Annotated in this window: 17 protein-coding genes; 10 read left to right on the top strand and 7 right to left on the bottom strand. The window is 67.4% G+C overall.

All coding sequences use genetic code 11. The features are described 5' to 3' along the window. Window positions 1–74: 74 nt before the first annotated feature. Together ACIBK2_RS17965 and ACIBK2_RS17960 are read right to left on the bottom strand one after the other, a co-directional pair. A complete protein-coding gene (locus ACIBK2_RS17965) occupies window positions 75–1010 on the bottom strand; it encodes an FAD-dependent oxidoreductase (RefSeq protein WP_396968590.1) in 936 nt (311 codons plus the stop codon). 393 nt (window positions 1011–1403) lie between these two features. Beyond that, window positions 1404–1811: a hypothetical protein gene (locus tag ACIBK2_RS17960; RefSeq protein ID WP_396968588.1), complete on the bottom strand. Its 408-nt coding sequence runs from the start codon at window positions 1809–1811 to the stop codon at window positions 1404–1406. Window positions 1812–2018: 207 nt separating this feature from the next. Here ACIBK2_RS17960 and ACIBK2_RS17955 point away from each other — a divergent pair, with 207 nt between their 5' ends. Continuing rightward, window positions 2019–3422 carry a pentapeptide repeat-containing protein gene (locus tag ACIBK2_RS17955; RefSeq protein WP_396968586.1) on the top strand — a complete coding sequence of 468 codons (1404 nt, stop codon included), beginning with the start codon at window positions 2019–2021 and terminating at the stop codon, window positions 3420–3422. Between the two features lie 200 nt (window positions 3423–3622). On the opposite strand, the gene ACIBK2_RS17950 is transcribed toward ACIBK2_RS17955, so the two are convergent. The 3 genes from ACIBK2_RS17950 to ACIBK2_RS17940 all read right to left on the bottom strand — a co-directional run bounded on the left by ACIBK2_RS17950 (window position 3623) and on the right by ACIBK2_RS17940 (window position 6061). Continuing rightward, window positions 3623–4018, bottom strand: a complete 396-nt coding sequence (locus tag ACIBK2_RS17950; RefSeq protein WP_396969211.1) for a VOC family protein — start codon at window positions 4016–4018, stop codon at window positions 3623–3625. Between the two features lie 139 nt (window positions 4019–4157). Then, window positions 4158–5240, bottom strand: a complete 1083-nt coding sequence (locus tag ACIBK2_RS17945; protein ID WP_396968584.1) for a sensor histidine kinase — start codon at window positions 5238–5240, stop codon at window positions 4158–4160. Further along, window positions 5237–6061, bottom strand: a complete 825-nt coding sequence (locus ACIBK2_RS17940; protein WP_396968582.1) for a response regulator — start codon at window positions 6059–6061, stop codon at window positions 5237–5239. Before ACIBK2_RS17940 ends, ACIBK2_RS17945 begins: the two co-directional genes overlap by 4 nt. A 494-nt stretch (window positions 6062–6555) precedes the next feature. On the opposite strand from ACIBK2_RS17940, the gene ACIBK2_RS17935 reads away from it, so the two are divergent. Both ACIBK2_RS17935 and ACIBK2_RS17930 read left to right on the top strand, forming a co-directional pair. Next, the gene (locus ACIBK2_RS17935) at window positions 6556–7677 is read left to right on the top strand and encodes a DUF418 domain-containing protein (RefSeq protein WP_396968580.1); all 1122 of its coding nucleotides are present in this window, start codon (window positions 6556–6558) and stop codon (window positions 7675–7677) included. Window positions 7678–8149: 472 nt separating this feature from the next. Next, window positions 8150–9262 carry an alcohol dehydrogenase catalytic domain-containing protein gene (locus ACIBK2_RS17930; protein WP_396968578.1) on the top strand — a complete coding sequence of 371 codons (1113 nt, stop codon included), beginning with the start codon at window positions 8150–8152 and terminating at the stop codon, window positions 9260–9262. Between the two features lie 231 nt (window positions 9263–9493). Here the strand turns inward: ACIBK2_RS17930 and ACIBK2_RS17925 are convergent, their stop codons facing one another. Continuing rightward, window positions 9494–9934, bottom strand: coding sequence for a MarR family winged helix-turn-helix transcriptional regulator (locus ACIBK2_RS17925; protein ID WP_396968576.1), 441 nt, complete (start codon window positions 9932–9934; stop codon window positions 9494–9496). 87 nt (window positions 9935–10021) lie between these two features. On the opposite strand from ACIBK2_RS17925, the gene ACIBK2_RS17920 reads away from it, so the two are divergent. The 3 genes from ACIBK2_RS17920 to ACIBK2_RS17910 are packed head-to-tail and all read left to right on the top strand — an operon-like array spanning window position 10022 to window position 11218. Further along, a complete protein-coding gene (locus tag ACIBK2_RS17920; RefSeq protein ID WP_396968574.1) occupies window positions 10022–10444 on the top strand; it encodes a MarR family winged helix-turn-helix transcriptional regulator in 423 nt (140 codons plus the stop codon). 49 nt (window positions 10445–10493) lie between these two features. Further along, window positions 10494–10775, top strand: coding sequence for a type II toxin-antitoxin system Phd/YefM family antitoxin (locus ACIBK2_RS17915; RefSeq protein WP_379284547.1), 282 nt, complete (start codon window positions 10494–10496; stop codon window positions 10773–10775). After that, window positions 10775–11218 carry a type II toxin-antitoxin system VapC family toxin gene (locus ACIBK2_RS17910; RefSeq protein WP_396968571.1) on the top strand — a complete coding sequence of 148 codons (444 nt, stop codon included), beginning with the start codon at window positions 10775–10777 and terminating at the stop codon, window positions 11216–11218. The genes ACIBK2_RS17915 and ACIBK2_RS17910 overlap by 1 nt, the downstream gene beginning before the upstream one ends. Here ACIBK2_RS17910 and ACIBK2_RS17905 read toward each other — a convergent pair whose 3' ends face one another. After that, window positions 11219–12040 carry an alpha/beta fold hydrolase gene (locus ACIBK2_RS17905; protein ID WP_396968569.1) on the bottom strand — a complete coding sequence of 274 codons (822 nt, stop codon included), beginning with the start codon at window positions 12038–12040 and terminating at the stop codon, window positions 11219–11221. It lies immediately after the preceding gene. Window positions 12041–12174: 134 nt separating this feature from the next. Here ACIBK2_RS17905 and dapB point away from each other — a divergent pair, with 134 nt between their 5' ends. The 4 genes from dapB to ACIBK2_RS17885 all read left to right on the top strand — a co-directional run bounded on the left by dapB (window position 12175) and on the right by ACIBK2_RS17885 (window position 14929). Continuing rightward, window positions 12175–12921: a 4-hydroxy-tetrahydrodipicolinate reductase gene (dapB, locus tag ACIBK2_RS17900; protein ID WP_396968567.1), complete on the top strand. Its 747-nt coding sequence runs from the start codon at window positions 12175–12177 to the stop codon at window positions 12919–12921. A gap of 13 nt (window positions 12922–12934) precedes the next feature. Beyond that, on the top strand, window positions 12935–13444 hold the full coding sequence (locus ACIBK2_RS17895; protein ID WP_396968565.1) for a hypothetical protein: 510 nt from the start codon (window positions 12935–12937) through the stop codon (window positions 13442–13444). 177 nt (window positions 13445–13621) lie between these two features. Further along, window positions 13622–14077 (top strand): flavodoxin family protein, encoded by a 456-nt coding sequence (locus ACIBK2_RS17890; protein WP_357378660.1) that lies wholly within the window; start codon window positions 13622–13624, stop codon window positions 14075–14077. Window positions 14078–14242: 165 nt separating this feature from the next. Next, on the top strand, window positions 14243–14929 hold the full coding sequence (locus tag ACIBK2_RS17885) for a response regulator (protein ID WP_150405770.1): 687 nt from the start codon (window positions 14243–14245) through the stop codon (window positions 14927–14929). The last annotated feature ends 10 nt before the right edge of the window (window positions 14930–14939 follow it).

Below are 14939 nucleotides of genomic sequence, written 5' to 3'. Positions count from 1 at the left end.
GAAGTGGTGACCGTCTACGTCTATGGCCTGACACGGTGTCAGAGTCAACGAATCAGCCGGAGTTCCACGACCGCTCAGTCGGCGAGCATCCCCGCGACCTCGCGCGCACTGCCCCACGAGAGGCTGACGCCCAGCCCGTCGTGACCGTAGTTGTGCACGACCCTGGACGCGCCGATCCGTTCCTCGTCGACCCGGGCCTGCGTGCGGCCGGGACGGAGACCGACCTCGTGGCCGACCACCTCCGCGTCGGCGAGTTTCGGCTCGACCGCGATGCAGCGGCGCAGAATCTGGTCGGCCACTTCGGGATCCGGGGCCAGACTCCACTGCCCGCGCTGCCGCACGCCGCCGAGGATCAGGCGATCGCCGTGCGGGAAGAAGCCCGCCCATTCGCACTCGCCACCGATCTCGACATAGAAGTCGACGAGGCCGGGATTGCGCACGATCACATGCTGTCCGCGAACCGGTTGCACGGCATCATCGGCGGCGAGTTTGCCCGCCGCCACCCCGGTGCAGTTCACCACGACAGGTGCGGCGGCCGCGGCCTCGGCGAGATCGCGCACCGTCCGCTGCTCGATCTCGACGCTCTGCGCCGCCAGCCGTCCGGTCAGGTATCGCAGGTAGCGCGGCAGATCGATGAGCGGTGCCGTGCACCAGAAGCCGAACAGCATGCCATCGGGCAGTTCGTCCGGGGCACACATGTCCACGTCGGCGAAATCATGCACCCAAGAAGGCGGTTCGGACCAGGAGCTCGAAACCTGAAGTCCGCGTTCGAAATGCAACCCGGACGCGGGATCGTCGGCCAGCCGCGAGAATTCGTCGAACGTCACCCGGCTCCACGCCGAATCCCTCGGCGTAGTGCCGGGCCCCCACAACCCGCTGGCCACCGCCGAGGTCGTCCGCTCCGGCAACCGCTCCGCCCACACCCGGACCTGATGACCTTCCTCCGCCAGGCACACCGCAGTGGTCAACCCGATAACACCCGCCCCGAGTACCAACACATCATTAGCCATATTCGGACGGTACTCACGAATCCCGTTCTCCGGCTTGGAAAGAACGAATGAGCACGGCTCACGACCTGGCACGCCCACCGCCCCGCACCGTGCGCTGAGCACGAGACGACCTGTCGCGCACAGGCCAGCCTGCCGCGCACGAAACTGCCAGCAATTCTCTGCGCGGACGAACAATTCGTGCGCGGGGCTGCGCTCGCGGAGCCTGCGCCTGCGAGCGCCGGCGGCCACGAGTTCCGGGACCAATCGTCCGCCGATATAGCCGGTCGCGCCGAACACCACACATCTCATGGAGAGCCTCCGAGTCGCGGTGCGCTGGGACAGTCCGGTGCGCGGACCGCTGGGTGCCGCACGTTCGCTGCACCCTTTCTACCGGACGCGAGCGGTACGGCCGGATCAGTCGCCGGGGGCGTCGGTCTCGTGCAGTACCCGCCAGCTGTAGCGGGGCGGGATGGACTCGGTGGTCAGCACCGCGGTCGTCCAGCGGTCGGCGTGCTTTCCGGAGAAGTGGTGTCGCTCCATGAAACGAACAACGGTCACACTGCCCTCGGCGAGCAGCACCTCCACCTCGGAGATCTCGATATCGAGGCCGGGCCGGGAATTGCGCGCGCGACGCAGTCCCGACAGCAACTCGGAACGACTCAACCGTGTGCCGGACGTGGTCACCATGGACATCGTGTCGTGCTGGGTCGCGGCGAAACGTTCCAGGATGTCCGGTTCCGCATCGGTCCCCAGCCAGGTGGCGAGCAGCGCGTGCACGGCCTCGACCTCGGCGACCGGGTCGAGCGAATCGGAAGCAGACATCTCCGCAGACTACTCGAGCGGGACGTCCGCGTAACCCAACGACGCGGCCGCCCGCTGTCCGTATTGGGCCACTCGACGCCTACGCGTCGCGCTCGACGGTAGCGCCGCTGGCCCGCATGGATAGAGGACATTTGAAAGCGTTTGGGGCGCAGCGATAGCCGATCTTGTCCGGTAGTCGACGGGCGGCAATGCGGCTACCATGCGCTAATGCGATGGGGGAGGTTGGGCGACCGACTGCACCGCGCGGCGTTGCTGCTTGCGGTGCTGGTGGCGGTTGTCTGCGGCCTCGGTATCGCGGCGCTCACCTGGTGGCTGCTGTGGCTGGCGCTCGGGGCGAAGGCCGAGACGCCGAATCAGCTGGACCTCACCAAGATCGCCTTGGCGGTGGCCGCGGGCGTCGGCGGCGCGGTCGCCCTGGTGGTGGCCTACCGGCGGCAGCGCGACCTCGAACGCGGGCGTTTCGCCGAACTGTTCGGGGCGGCCTCGCGGCAACTGGGCGATTCCGATGTGGCGGTGCGGATCGCCGGGGTCTACGCGATGACCGGGATCGCCGACGAGTTCCGTTCGCCGAGCCGCCGCCAGCAGTGTGTCGACGTGCTCTGTGCTTACCTGCGGCTGCCCTACGACCCGGTCGCCGGCGCGAATCACCTTGTCTCGCAGGCGGAAACGGTGGATGAGTCCGGCCTGAAGGTCGAACGGGTCTATCAGTTCCGGCAGAACGATCGGGAGGTGCGCCGCACCATCGTGCAGGTGATCGCCGATCATCTGCAGCGCTCGGCCGATACGTCCTGGTCGGACTGCGAATTCACCTTCAACAACGCCGTCCTCGAACGCGCGGACTTCCGGCACTCGGTGTTCACCGGGCGCAACATCTCGTTCGCCCGCGCGGTATTCATCGGCCGCACCACCTTCGAGCACGCGATCTTCGCCGGTCCGCACGTCACCTTCCGCGACGCGATCTTCGAAGACGGTCCCGTGCTGTTCGAGCACGCACAGTTCGGCTCGACCCGACCGGAAAAGGCCGAACGCGCCAGTTACGGGACGACTTTCGACGGCGCGACGTTCGACGGTTCGGTGTCGTTCGAGAAGGCCGGCTTCGTCGGGTCGCGGACGACCTTCAACGGAGTGCGCACCACCGGCGCGCGAACCTCGTTCCAGGACACCAAGTTCCACGCCGAACTCACCTCGTTCGAGCGCGCCGTCCTGGACGGTCAGCACCTCGCCTTCACCGGTGCCGATATCTCGAGCCCGCGAATCACTTTCGCGGGCGCCCAGTTCGAAGCGGGCATCGTCGACTTCGACGAGACCCGCATCGGCGCGCCCGCGCGCATGCGTAACCGCGGCACCCGCGAAACCGACTTCAGCCGAGCCGAATTCCACGGCACGACCACCTTCGCGGGCACCACCTTCGCCGGCCGCTCCGTCGATTTCAGCGAGGGCGACTTCTTCGGCGACATCTCCTTTGTCGACGCGCGCTTCACCGCAGGTGAGGTCACCTTCGATCGCCCGAGGGCTTGGGTCGGTACCCATTTCGACTGGGACGATATCCCGACCCGCAAGCCGGGCAACGTCAAACCGAATCCGTGGCCGCCGGAGCTGCTCGCCGACTGACGGGTTATCCGTCCGCAAACGCGAACCATCGCAAGGTCTTCCGGAGTACGTCAAAGGTTACTCATCCGCAAGCAACGGCCGAAATAGTCTACTGAAAGCGATCAGTCGGTTTATGTAGCGGTTCTGCGTAATTGCCCACCGAGTTCGGTCGAGTGGGCGACGAGAAGGGCGGCGTCCGGCTGGACGCCGCCCCTGGTCTATCAGCTCGGCCAACCGCCGTACGGGACGGTGATCAATTCCATGAAGTGCCCGTTGGGATCCAGGAAGTAGACGCCGCGGCCGCCGTCGTTGTGATTGATCTCGTTGACGCCCTGCTGACGTGGGTCGGCCCAGTGATCCAGCTTGTAGCGCTGGATCTTGGCGTAGGCCACGTCGAATTCGGGTTCGGAGATCAGGAAGGCGTAATGCTGCGGCGCGATTTCGGTGACGTGCGGTGGCACGTTCGCGAAATCGAAGGTTACCGAGTTATCCAGCGGGAGCGGAATGAATGGGCCCCATTCGGGTCCGAGTTCCGCGCCGAGGATGTCTGACCAGAATTCCGCGGTTACTCGACTATCGCGGCAACCGACAATGGTGTGATTGAACTGTACTGACAGGGGATTTCTCCTTGTGCCGTGACGGTCCCGACCCCGGGCTCGGTACAAGGCGGCCAACGGGAGCACCGTCACAGTCCTCGACGCTAGCAAACGTCCCATGGATTTCGCCACTATCCAGTGACGCAGACCATCTTTCGGGTCAGCGGGGCAGGCGCAGCACGGCGCGATAGCCGCGCTCGGCGGTCGGCCCGGATTCGAAACTGCCGCCGAGCAGTTCGGCGCGTTCGGCGAGGCCGACCAGTCCGTGTCGCGAGCTGGGCAGCGGCACCGCGGGACGGGTCGGCTCGGTGTTGGTGACGGTGACGCCGAAGTGGTCGCTGTCGTGCCACAGCGACACCGTCGCGGTCGCGCCGGGTGCGTGCTTGCGGACGTTGGTGAGCGCCTCCTGCACCGTTCGATAGATGGTGCGCTGGCCGGGCGCGGCGAGCTCGTCGGGCAGCTCGCCGCGCAGTTCGATCTGAATACCGCTGGAGTCGAGCAGCTTTCGCAGGTCGGCGAGCGTCGGCTGCGGCGTGAGCTCGGTGCTCTGACCGCCCGCGGCGCGCAGCAGTGTGACCATGTGGCGGAGTTCGTCCAAGGTGTCGACGCTGAGCCTGCGGATGGTGCGCGCCGCCTCGGCCGCGTCGGGATCGGTCGCCGCGACCTGGAGCGCGCCTGCGCGCACGGCGATCAGACTGACCTGATGTGCGACCACGTCATGCATTTCGCGGCCGATCTGCGCGCGTTCGCGGGCCAGCACCGCCTGCGCGTGCAGTTGCCGTTCGTGGTCGCGCGCCTCCTCGATCTCGACCAACCGGGCGGACAGGTCTCGGCGAGTCCGCACCAGCTGGCCGAGCAATACCGGGGCACCCGCCCAGGCCAGCGAGTACGCGAAGGTGACGAGCGAGCCGCGCTGGTCGAGGGCATGCCCGGGCGGCCACGGTGCGGACGCGGCGATCGAGGTGACGAGTACGGATCCCCACAGCAGCGGGCGATTGCTGGTGCGTTGGGCCAGGGCGTAGAGCGCGATGGCGGGGGCGGCGAGGTTGGCGAGCATCCAGCTCGCGGGGAGCGTCAGTGCGAAGGCCAGCAGCGGGAAGCGGCGGCGCAGCAGTAGGGCGGCGCACGCGATACCGCCTGCGATGTATTCGACTCGAGAGGTGTCCTCGCCGTCGACGAGCACATCGGCCACGGCCACCGCGACCAGCGCTAGGTCGATCAGCCACGGCGGGAGCCGATTCACGGCAGGATTCCGGCCCGCTGCGCGAGCAGTGCCGCTTGCACGCGGCTGGTCACCCGCAATTTGGTGAAGATCCCGCTGACATGGTCCTTCACCGTGCCGACGCTCAGGTGGATCCGCTGACCGATCTCGGCATTCGACAGGCCGGTGGCGATCAGCACGAGCACCGCGCGTTCCCGCTCGGTGAGCCGCTCGACGCGCGCGGCATCGGCGTCGATGTCCGCGGTGGTGGCGGGCTCGGCGTTGCGCAGCAGCGTGGCCGAGACCTTCGGCGACAGCACGACACCGCCCGACGCGAGGGTGCGCGTCAGCTGGGCGAGCTGTTCGGGTTCGGTGTCCTTGAGCACGAAACCCGCTGCGCCGGAACGTAATGCGGACAGAATGTAGTCGTCGGTGTCGAACGTCGTCAGCATCGCGACCACCGGCGGGTCCGGCAGCGCGCGCAACAGCCGCAGCACCGTCAGACCGTCGACGTCGGGCATCCTGATATCGAGCAGCACCACGTCCGGTCGCGTCGTCTCGACCGCCCGCAGCGCCGCCGACCCGGTCGCCGTCGCCACCACCTCGATATCGGCGGCCGCATTCAAGATCAACTCGAACCCGGAGCGCACCAGCGCCTCGTCGTCGACGACCACCACCCGGATCACCCGCCACACCTCCAACACATTCGCCGTTTCCGCACGTGAGCCTAGATCCGGCCGGTAAGACAACCTGTCGGCGAGGCGGTCGGACGGCCGATCGGCGGGGATGATCCAGCCGACCGGCGGGTCACCGTCCGCCGATGAGCGGAGGTGGACCGGACGCGTGCCGGATACCGGATACATCGAGCGTTCTCAACGCTGAACGTATGGGACACAACGGACTTCCGACATCCGGCGGTGTCGGTCAGCCGACTGAGGTCGACGGTGATGACGGGCGTGTTGACGGCGGGGTGCGCGTTGGAGGGCACACGCGGACCGATGATGCGATGCGGGTTGGCGACGTAGCGAGGGCGGGTGACGTTGAGCGGGCCTGCGGCACAGTGCGGGTCGGTGGTGCAGCGCGTGCTGATGATCGAGCGCGAACTGGTGGCGTAGTGCGGGTTGGTGATGCAGCGCGTTCTGGCGACGCCGCGTTGGCGGGTGCTGCAATGCGGTCCGGCGCTGTGATGCGGAGCGATGCCTCGGTGCGGGTGGGTGATGCGGTGCGGACCGGCGACGCAGTGGGTGCTGGCCATGCTGCGCCGGCGGGTGCGGCATCGAAATCCAGTGCTGCAATGCGGACCGATGATGTGGCGCGGGCCAGTGATGGGGTGCGGTCAGGTGCTCGGTTACTTGGCGTGGATCTTGCGCGTGGGCTTGCGGTGCTTGGGATGTATGCGGCGCACGTGGGGCCGAATCCGGATGCGGGTGGGGTGATCGGGTTTGTGATGGAGGTGACGCATGGGCGGTCGTCGGCGTTGTTCGCGTTCCTTGCGGGGTTCTCGATTCTGCTGATCACCGGGCGGCGGGTGCCGAAGACGGGGCGGGCCGGTCGGCAGGCGCGGGTAAAGATACTGATCCGGGCCGGCATCTTGCTGGTGGTGGGTACCGCGTTGACTGCGTCCGGGACGAAGGTCGAGGTGATCCTGGCCTACTACGGGTTGTACTTCCTGATGGCGTTGCCGTTGGCTCGGTTGCGCGCCGGCACGTTGGCCGTGCTCGCGGCGGTGAGTGCGGTGGTGTTGCCGCAGATCGTGTTCGCGGTGATCGCGACGGACTCCGGCTGGACCGCGGCCGTCAATCGGTTCGATCCGCTGGCGTGGCTGAGTGGGCGCGGCGATCCGAGCTCGAGCAACGACGGGTTGGTCGGGTTGCTGCTCAACGGTAGTTATCCGGCGCTCTGCTGGCTGCCGTTCGTGCTCGCGGGTATGGCCGTCGCTCGACTCGACTTGTCCGCCACCGTGATTCGCGCGCGTCTTGCGATGCTCGGCATCGGCTTGGCGGTGCTCGGTTACGGCGGCTCCGCGCTGGCCCTACATTTCGCGTCCGGTGTGGCGGCGCGGCCCGGGATCATGTACGCGCCGTGGTGGTCCGACCTGGCCGAAGATCCGTCAGGCTGGCGATACCAGCTGGTGGCGATGCCACACAGCGAAACCACGTTGTCGATCATCGCGAACACGGGTGTCGCACTCACGGTGCTCGTCGCCTGCCTTGCCGCATGCGCCGGGTCCGAGCAGTTCCAGCGGCTGGCCACGCCACTGATCGCAGTCGGCAGCATGTCATTGACCGCCTACGTATTCCACGTACTCGCGATCGCAGTGCTCGGCTTCGACGTCCTCCCCGCCGATTCGCTCCCCGTCCTGCTAGGACTGAGCGCAATCATCATGATGTTCGCCTACTGCTGGACCCGCTTCTTCCGCCGCGGCCCCCTGGAATGGGTGCTGTACCGCGCGACATCCGTGGCCGACCGCGTGCGATAGCCCCGCTCGACATCGTCGGGGTCCACTCGCCCGTCGCACACGAATTCCCAGCCTATGTACGAACCTGTCGGCTGTATGCACCCGCTCCGAGCCACCCGCACCGAGCGCACTCCGCGCGTGAATTGTCGAGCTGCGCACGGAATTGCTGGCTGTTTCGTGCGCGGCGGGCCAGCATGTGCGCGGCTGGCTGTTTCGCGCGAGTAGCGAGTATGTGCGCGGCGGTACGAGTACTGGGTCGTAGCCTTTGCCGGTCGCGGTGAGTGCAACCCGCGCGCGATTTGGTGGGCTGCGCACGGAATTGCTGGCTGTTTCGTGCGCGGCGGGTCAGCATGTGCGCGGCTGGCTGTTTCGCGCGAGTAGCGAGCATGTGCGCGGCTTGTTGTTTCGCGCGGCAGCCGAAGTTGAGCGCGGGGGCGGGTGGCTGCGGGGTGAACCCTGTGCCTGGGACAGTGCGGACGGTAGCGTCGGCGGAATGAAGATTCGTGGGGCGGTCCTGGAGCGGATCGCGGCGCCCGTGCCGTTCGCCGAGTCGGCGCCGATCAGTGTGGGTGAGTTGGAACTCGGGGAGCCGGGGGCGGGCGAGCTGCTGGTTCGGATCGAGGCGGCGGGGCTGTGCCACTCGGACCTGTCGGTGGTCGACGGGAATCGGGTGCGGCCGGTGCCGATGCTGCTCGGTCACGAGGCGGCGGGGCGCGTCGAGGCGATCGGGCCGGGCGGCAGTGATCTCGCGGTCGGGCAGCGCGTGGTGATGACGTTCCTGCCGCGCTGCGGCGAATGCGCGGGCTGCGCCACCGATGGGCGGACGCCGTGCGTGCCGGGCAGCGTCGCCAACAATGCGGGTGAACTGCTGGGCGGTGGGCGGCGGCTGAGCCGTGACGGCGAGGCGGTGCATCATCACCTCGGGGTCTCCGCCTTCGCGACACATGCGGTGGTCGATCGCAGGTCGGTGGTTCCGGTGGACGACGACGTGCCGCCCGAGGTGGCGGCCGTCCTCGGCTGCGCGGTGTTGACCGGCGGTGGCGCACTGTTGAATTCGGCCAAGCCGGGACCGGGGGACCGGATCATGGTGGTCGGGCTCGGCGGTGTCGGCATGGCGGCGGTGCTGGTCGCGGTGTCGTTGGCGGCCGACGGCCACGAGGTCATCGCCGTCGACACAGTTCCGGAAAAGCTCACCCTGGCAAAGGAATTGGGCGCGACTGCGGCCTACACTCCGGCCCAGGTAGCCGAGTCGGGTGTGCAGGCGGAAATCGTCGTGGAGGCCGCAGGCAACATCCGCGCCTTCGAAACCGCCGTCGCCGCAACAGCTCCCGGCGGCACCACGGTCACCGTCGGCCTGCCCGCCCCCGACGCCCGCGCCAGCATCTCCCCACTCGCCCTTGTCGCACAGGGCCGCTCGATCGTCGGCAGCTACTTGGGCTCGGCAGTCCCGGCCCGCGACATCCCCACCTACGTCCGAATGTGGCGCGAGGGCCGCCTCCCCGTCGAACGCTTGGTTTCCGCCCACATCGGCCTCGACGAAATCAACCGCGCCATGGACGAACTCGCCGCAGGTCACGCCCTCCGCCAGGTAATCGTCTTCGACTGACGAGAGCCACCGTCCGCAACCGAGCGTCGGTTTGCGTGCACCGGCCGCCAGGGTACGGGCGTTCGATGGGCCGCCGCGATTCAACTACGAACCGCCTCATTCCTGAACCGAGACCTCGTCAACGTCGTACCGACTCGGTAAGCACGGGCGCCCAGTCCCGCGCGCGGATTCGTGCGGCGCGCGCGGATTTGCCGACTGTTTCGTGCGCGGCGGGCCGGAACGTGCGCGCGGTCAGCGGGGGGTCGGTGCGTCCATGGCGTCGACGAAACGGTTCAGTAGGCGGGCGAATTCGCTGCGTTCGGTGGCGGTCCAGTCGGACATGGCGGCGGCCATGGCGGTGCGGCGGCCGGTTCGGGCGGCGGTCATGGCCTGCTGGCCGTCGCCGGTGAGGCGGAGGACGGCGCGGCGGCCGTCGTGTTGGTCGGCGACTCGTTCCAGTAGGCCGTGCGAAACTGCCTGGGCGACAAGGCGACTGGCGCGCGGTTGATCTACGCCGAGGGTGGGGGCCAGGGTGCTGACGGTGGGGGATTCGGTGGCGGCGACGGCGTCGAGGACTCGATGCAGGGCGATCGGGATCGGGGAGTCGCCGGCGAGTGCCCCTCGGGTCTGTCTGCGCCGGATCCGGACCATCGCCGCTTCGACGGCCTCGGTGATCGCGTCGTGCTCGTGCATCGGTTCTCCTGTCGTGCGCTCTTCCGTCCGCCGGAGTTTCATGTAATAGTACATGCAGTTGTTTTGCTACATGCTTTGGAGGACATCATGGCCGTTCGACGCCACATCGGTTACTGGCTCGTCGAGCTCGATCGACTGATCACCGAGCGCTTCGACGAGGATCTCGCCGCCGGCGAACTGAGCCGCAGGCACTGGCAGATCTTGCACTCCCTGTCGGACGGTCCGCAGCAGGCGAGCGAGCTGCACGCCGCGCTCGACACCTTCCTGAACGGTCAGGCGGAGTGGGAGGCCGAGCTGGCCGCGGTCGCCACCCGTGGGCTCGTGGTCGAAGAGTCGGGCACGCTCTCGCTGACCGACGCGGGCCGAGAGGTCCACGATCAGGCCTGGATTCGGATCGGCGCGCGCCGCAGGCAGATGACCGCGGGCATCACCGACGAGCAGTTCGCCGAGACCATGCGGGTGCTGGAAAAGATGGCCGCGAATATGTCTGGCGTCGAGCCGGTTCAGTAGGTAGCCTGATCTGGTCAGAGTAGTCAAAATGGTCGAAACGGGTGATCAGATGGCTAGAAAGCGATCGGAGCGACCTGATGTCGCATGGCCCCTTGCCGACGCGAAGGCCAGATTGTCCGAGTTGATCGACACGGTGGATCGGGAGGGACCGCAGGTGATCAGCAAGCACGGGCGTGAAGTCGCCGTCGTCGTAGCCATCGATGAATGGCGACGCCGGAACGCGCGGCAGGGGAGCCTGGCCGAATTCTTCGCCGACTCGCCGCTACGGGATTCCGGCCTAGTGGTCGAGCGTGACAGAACGGATCCGCAGCACCGCGACGTGACCCTGTGATGGCGTTGGAGGTCGAGCCCGCAGGCTATCTCCTGGACACCAACGCCGTCTCGGAGTGGATCAGGCCGCGACCCGACCCCGGACTGATCGGTTGGTTGCACGAAGCGGACGAGGAACGAATGTTCCTGAGCGTCATCACGATCGGCGAGATCCGCCGCGGCGTCGATCGGTTGTCCGACGGACGGAAGAAGGCTCGCCTGACCACCTGGCTGACGGATCAGGTCGCCGACAGATTCGATGCGCGACTACTGCCGGTGGACTTCGGCGTCGCGCAGGCGTGGGGGCGCATCCGCGCCCGAGCCGAGGGTGTCGGCCAGCGCGTAGAAGCTGTAGACGCACTCATCGCCGCGACAGCCGAAGCGCACGGACTCGCCGTTGTCACGCGCAACGGCAAGGACTTCCGTGGCACCGGGGTGCCGTTACTGTGCCCCTGGGGTGAATAGTCATGCGCGGGTGAGGGATTCGGTCACCACCTCGATGTAGTCGGCGGTTCGACTGATCAACAAGGAATGACCGCCCTCGGCGAAGGTCCGGAGTTCGCAGCCGGGGTGCAGGTCGCGTAGGCGCCCGGTATGGGCAGTGGTGATCAGCGGATCGTCGTCCGCGCGGAAGATCAGGGCGGGGCCATCCCAGGCGGGACCCCGCACGAGATCGTCGACACCCTCGGCGAGCTCGAGCAGCAGACGATACGAATTGGCGGCACCGGCGCTCCCGGCCGCGTCGGTGGCCGTCACGACCTGCTCGATCCAGAACTCGGCTTCCTCGGAGTCCGCCCAGGCGCTCCGCAACGCGGTACGAATCGCCTCCTGCGTCTCCGGCCACGGCGTCGCCAAGGTGGTTTCGACCCGCATCCGCAACCGATCGATATCCTCCGGCCCATACAACCCGGTGCTCGACAAGGTAAGCGACCGAACCCGATCCGGCGCACGACGCGAAAGGAGCTCCGCATACATGCCACCCGCCGACTGGCCGACCACATGAGCCCGATCGATCCCCTCCGCATCGAGCACCGCGACAAAACCGTCGACCAACTCGGCGCAGGACCCGACACTCGACGGGTAGTCGGGCGCGATCGTGCGGAACCGCGGCACCAGCGCATCCGCCAAATCCAGCCAGCCGATACCGATCCCCGAGCCGCCACTGAGCAGCAACACCGGATCGCCCGCGCCGCCCGCGTAGTACTGCCAATCATGCTGCCCGACAGCCAGTTTCTTGCGTTCGTGCTGCCGTAGGAAAACCGCTGCCCGTTCCCGAATCGAAGTCACGCCCGCGACGGTAGGGCAGATCCCGGCCGCTCGCAAACATGCGCATGTAGCAATGTGAATCACAGAGGTCAGCGGACCGCCGCCCCGACACGGTCGATAGGCTGACACCGACGAAAGCGGAAAGAGGAGGTGCGGTGACCATACGGGTCGGAGTGCTCGGAGCACGCGGCAAAGTCGGACAGGCCATCATCGCGGCGGTAGACGCGGCGGCCGATCTGGAACTGGTCGCCGCCGTCGACAAGGACGATTCGCTCGACGCGTTCACCGCGGCGAACACACAGGTCGTCGTCGACTTCACCCACCCGGACGTGGTGATGGGGAACCTGAAGTTCCTGGTGCAGAACGGCATCCACGCGGTGGTCGGCACCACCGGCTTCGACGCCGCCCGCCTCGACGAGGTGCGCGGCTGGCTCACCGACCGCCCCGACACCGGCGTGCTGATCGCACCGAACTTCGCGATCGGCGCGGTGCTGTCCATGCGCTTCGCCGAACAGGCCGCCCGGTTCTTCGAATCGGTCGAGGTGATCGAACTGCACCACCCGAACAAGGCCGACGCACCCTCCGGCACCGCCTACCGCACCGCGGGCCTGATCGCCGCCGCCCGCGACAAGGCGGGCGTCGGCCGCAGCCCCGACGCCACCACCACCGAACTGGACGGCGCCCGCGGCGCGGATGTCGACGGCGTGCGGGTGCACTCGGTGCGGCTTTCCGGACTGGTCGCCCACCAGGAGGTGCTGTTCGGCACCCAGGGCGAAACCCTCACCATCCGGCACGACTCCATCGACCGATCCTCCTTCGCCCCCGGCGTGCTGCTCGGCGTGCGCGAGATCGCCAACCGTCCCGGCCTCACCGTCGGGCTCGACCCGTTCCTCGACCTGTGAACGAGGTGTCGGCGTGAACGCCGCGGGATCGGCCGCGGACGGGGCCAAGCAGAACCGGGAAGTCGTCAAGGTCGTCGCGTTCCTCGCGGTCCTGGTCCTCGTGCTCGGCTTCTACTTCCTGCTCCTCGGCCGAATCGCGTTCAGCCTCATCGGCACCGGCAATGTCGCCGCCATCCTCATCGGCATCGGCGTGCTGATCCTCCCGTTCGTCGGCGTCTGGGTGGTCGCCGCCACCGTGCGCGCCGCCCTGGCCCACCAGCGCCTGGCCCGCCGCATCCACGAGGAGGGCCACGAACTCGACACCTCCGAGCTACCGCACCGCCCCTCCGGCCGCATCGAACGCGACGCGGCCGACGAACTCTTCGCCCAGGTCAAAACCGAATGGGAAGCAGACCCCGACAACTGGCGCGTCTCCTACCGCCTGGCCCGCGCCTACGACTACGCCGGCGACCGCACCCGCGCCCGCGCCACCATGCGCCGCGCGGTCGCACTCGAAAAACTCGAACGGGATCAAGCAGGGTAGAACCTGCCCGTTGCGCAATTCGGAACGATCCCGCGGATATTGACCGACACGCCGTCGCCGATGACAAACTTCACACGGCGATAGCCGATTTCTACTATTTCGCCAAACGGGGTACGCATTGCGTACTGGACGGCCTGCGTCGACCGGGTACCGCACCACGCACACTAAGCTCGTCCCGTGACGCAGTTGCTGATCATCCACCACACCCCGTCCCCGCACATGCAAGCCATGTTCGAGGCGGTGGTCTCCGGCGCGACCGACCCGGAGATCGAAGGAGTGCAGGTCGTGCGCCGCGCGGCCCTCGCCGTCACGGCCTCGGATGTGTTGGCCGCCAACGGATATCTGCTCGGCAGCCCGGCCAACCTCGGCTACATGTCCGGTGCGCTCAAGCACGCCTTCGACACGTTCTACTATCCTTGCCTCGACTCGACCACCGGCCGGCCATTCGGGTATTACTTACACGGCAACGAAGGCACCGAGGGCGCCGAACGCGGTGTGGAACGCGTCACCACCGGCCTCGGCTGGCAACAGGCGGCCGCACCGGTGATCGTGTCGGGACCGCCGACGAAGGACGACATCCAGCGCTGCTGGGAGCTCGGTGCGACCATTGCCGCGCAACTAATGGGCGACTGACAGTTTTTGTCCCCGAAATAGCTGGCAGTGACAATCTATGCCGGAAGCGATTTGGGGTCGGCCCCGATTTCTGGTGTCTGACCATTCGGTGCTTCGGCCCGGCATACTGACAGAACGTTGTTGCGGTGGGGATGTGACGAGTTTGCTCGGGAATGGAGATTTCAGGTGACGTTGGCCGAAGGGGGCAATAACGCACCGCGCCGGATCGGAGTGGTCGAAGACCACGAATCAGTAGCGATCGGACTGGCCGCCATGCTTGCGCCGGAACCCGATCTCGACCTGGTGTTGACCGCTGGCACGGTACCGGAGTTATTGGCTGCCGCTCAGGATCTACCGCAACTGGATCTGGTCGTACTCGACCTGCGTTTGGCCGATGGGTCGACGCCCGAAGACAACGTGCGCGCCCTGCGCGATCGCGGCATCGAGGTGCTGATCTTCACCGGCGCGGACAACGCGTTCCTGGTGCGGTCCGCCGCGCGGGCCGGGGTGCTCGGCGTGGTGCGCAAATCCGAGGACGTGCAGACCGTGGTCGCGGCCGTGCGCCGCGCGGGTTCCGGCGAGCAGGTGGTGACCACCGACTGGGCCGCCGCCATCGACGGCGACCCGCAGCTGTCCGACGTCGGGCTCAGCCCGCGTCAGGAAGAGGTGCTCACGCTGTACGCGTCCGGTGAGAAGGCTTCTCGGGTGGCGCGTTTGACCGGCCTGTCCGAACAGACGGTCAACGACTACCTCGGCCGCATCCGGCAGAAGTACGCCGACGCGGGACGCCCGGCGCCGACCAAGACCGACCTGTACAAGCGGGCAGTGGAGGACGGGTGGCTTCCGGTGCCCGAGCGGCATCCACGCGGATGAACGAGCGCAG

This window comes from Nocardia sp. NPDC050175, from assembly GCF_044459885.1.
Classification (GTDB): Bacteria; Actinomycetota; Actinomycetes; order Mycobacteriales; family Mycobacteriaceae; genus Nocardia.
The sequence above is the reverse complement of the archived record's forward strand: the minus strand, read 5'-3'. Positions and strand labels throughout refer to the sequence as shown.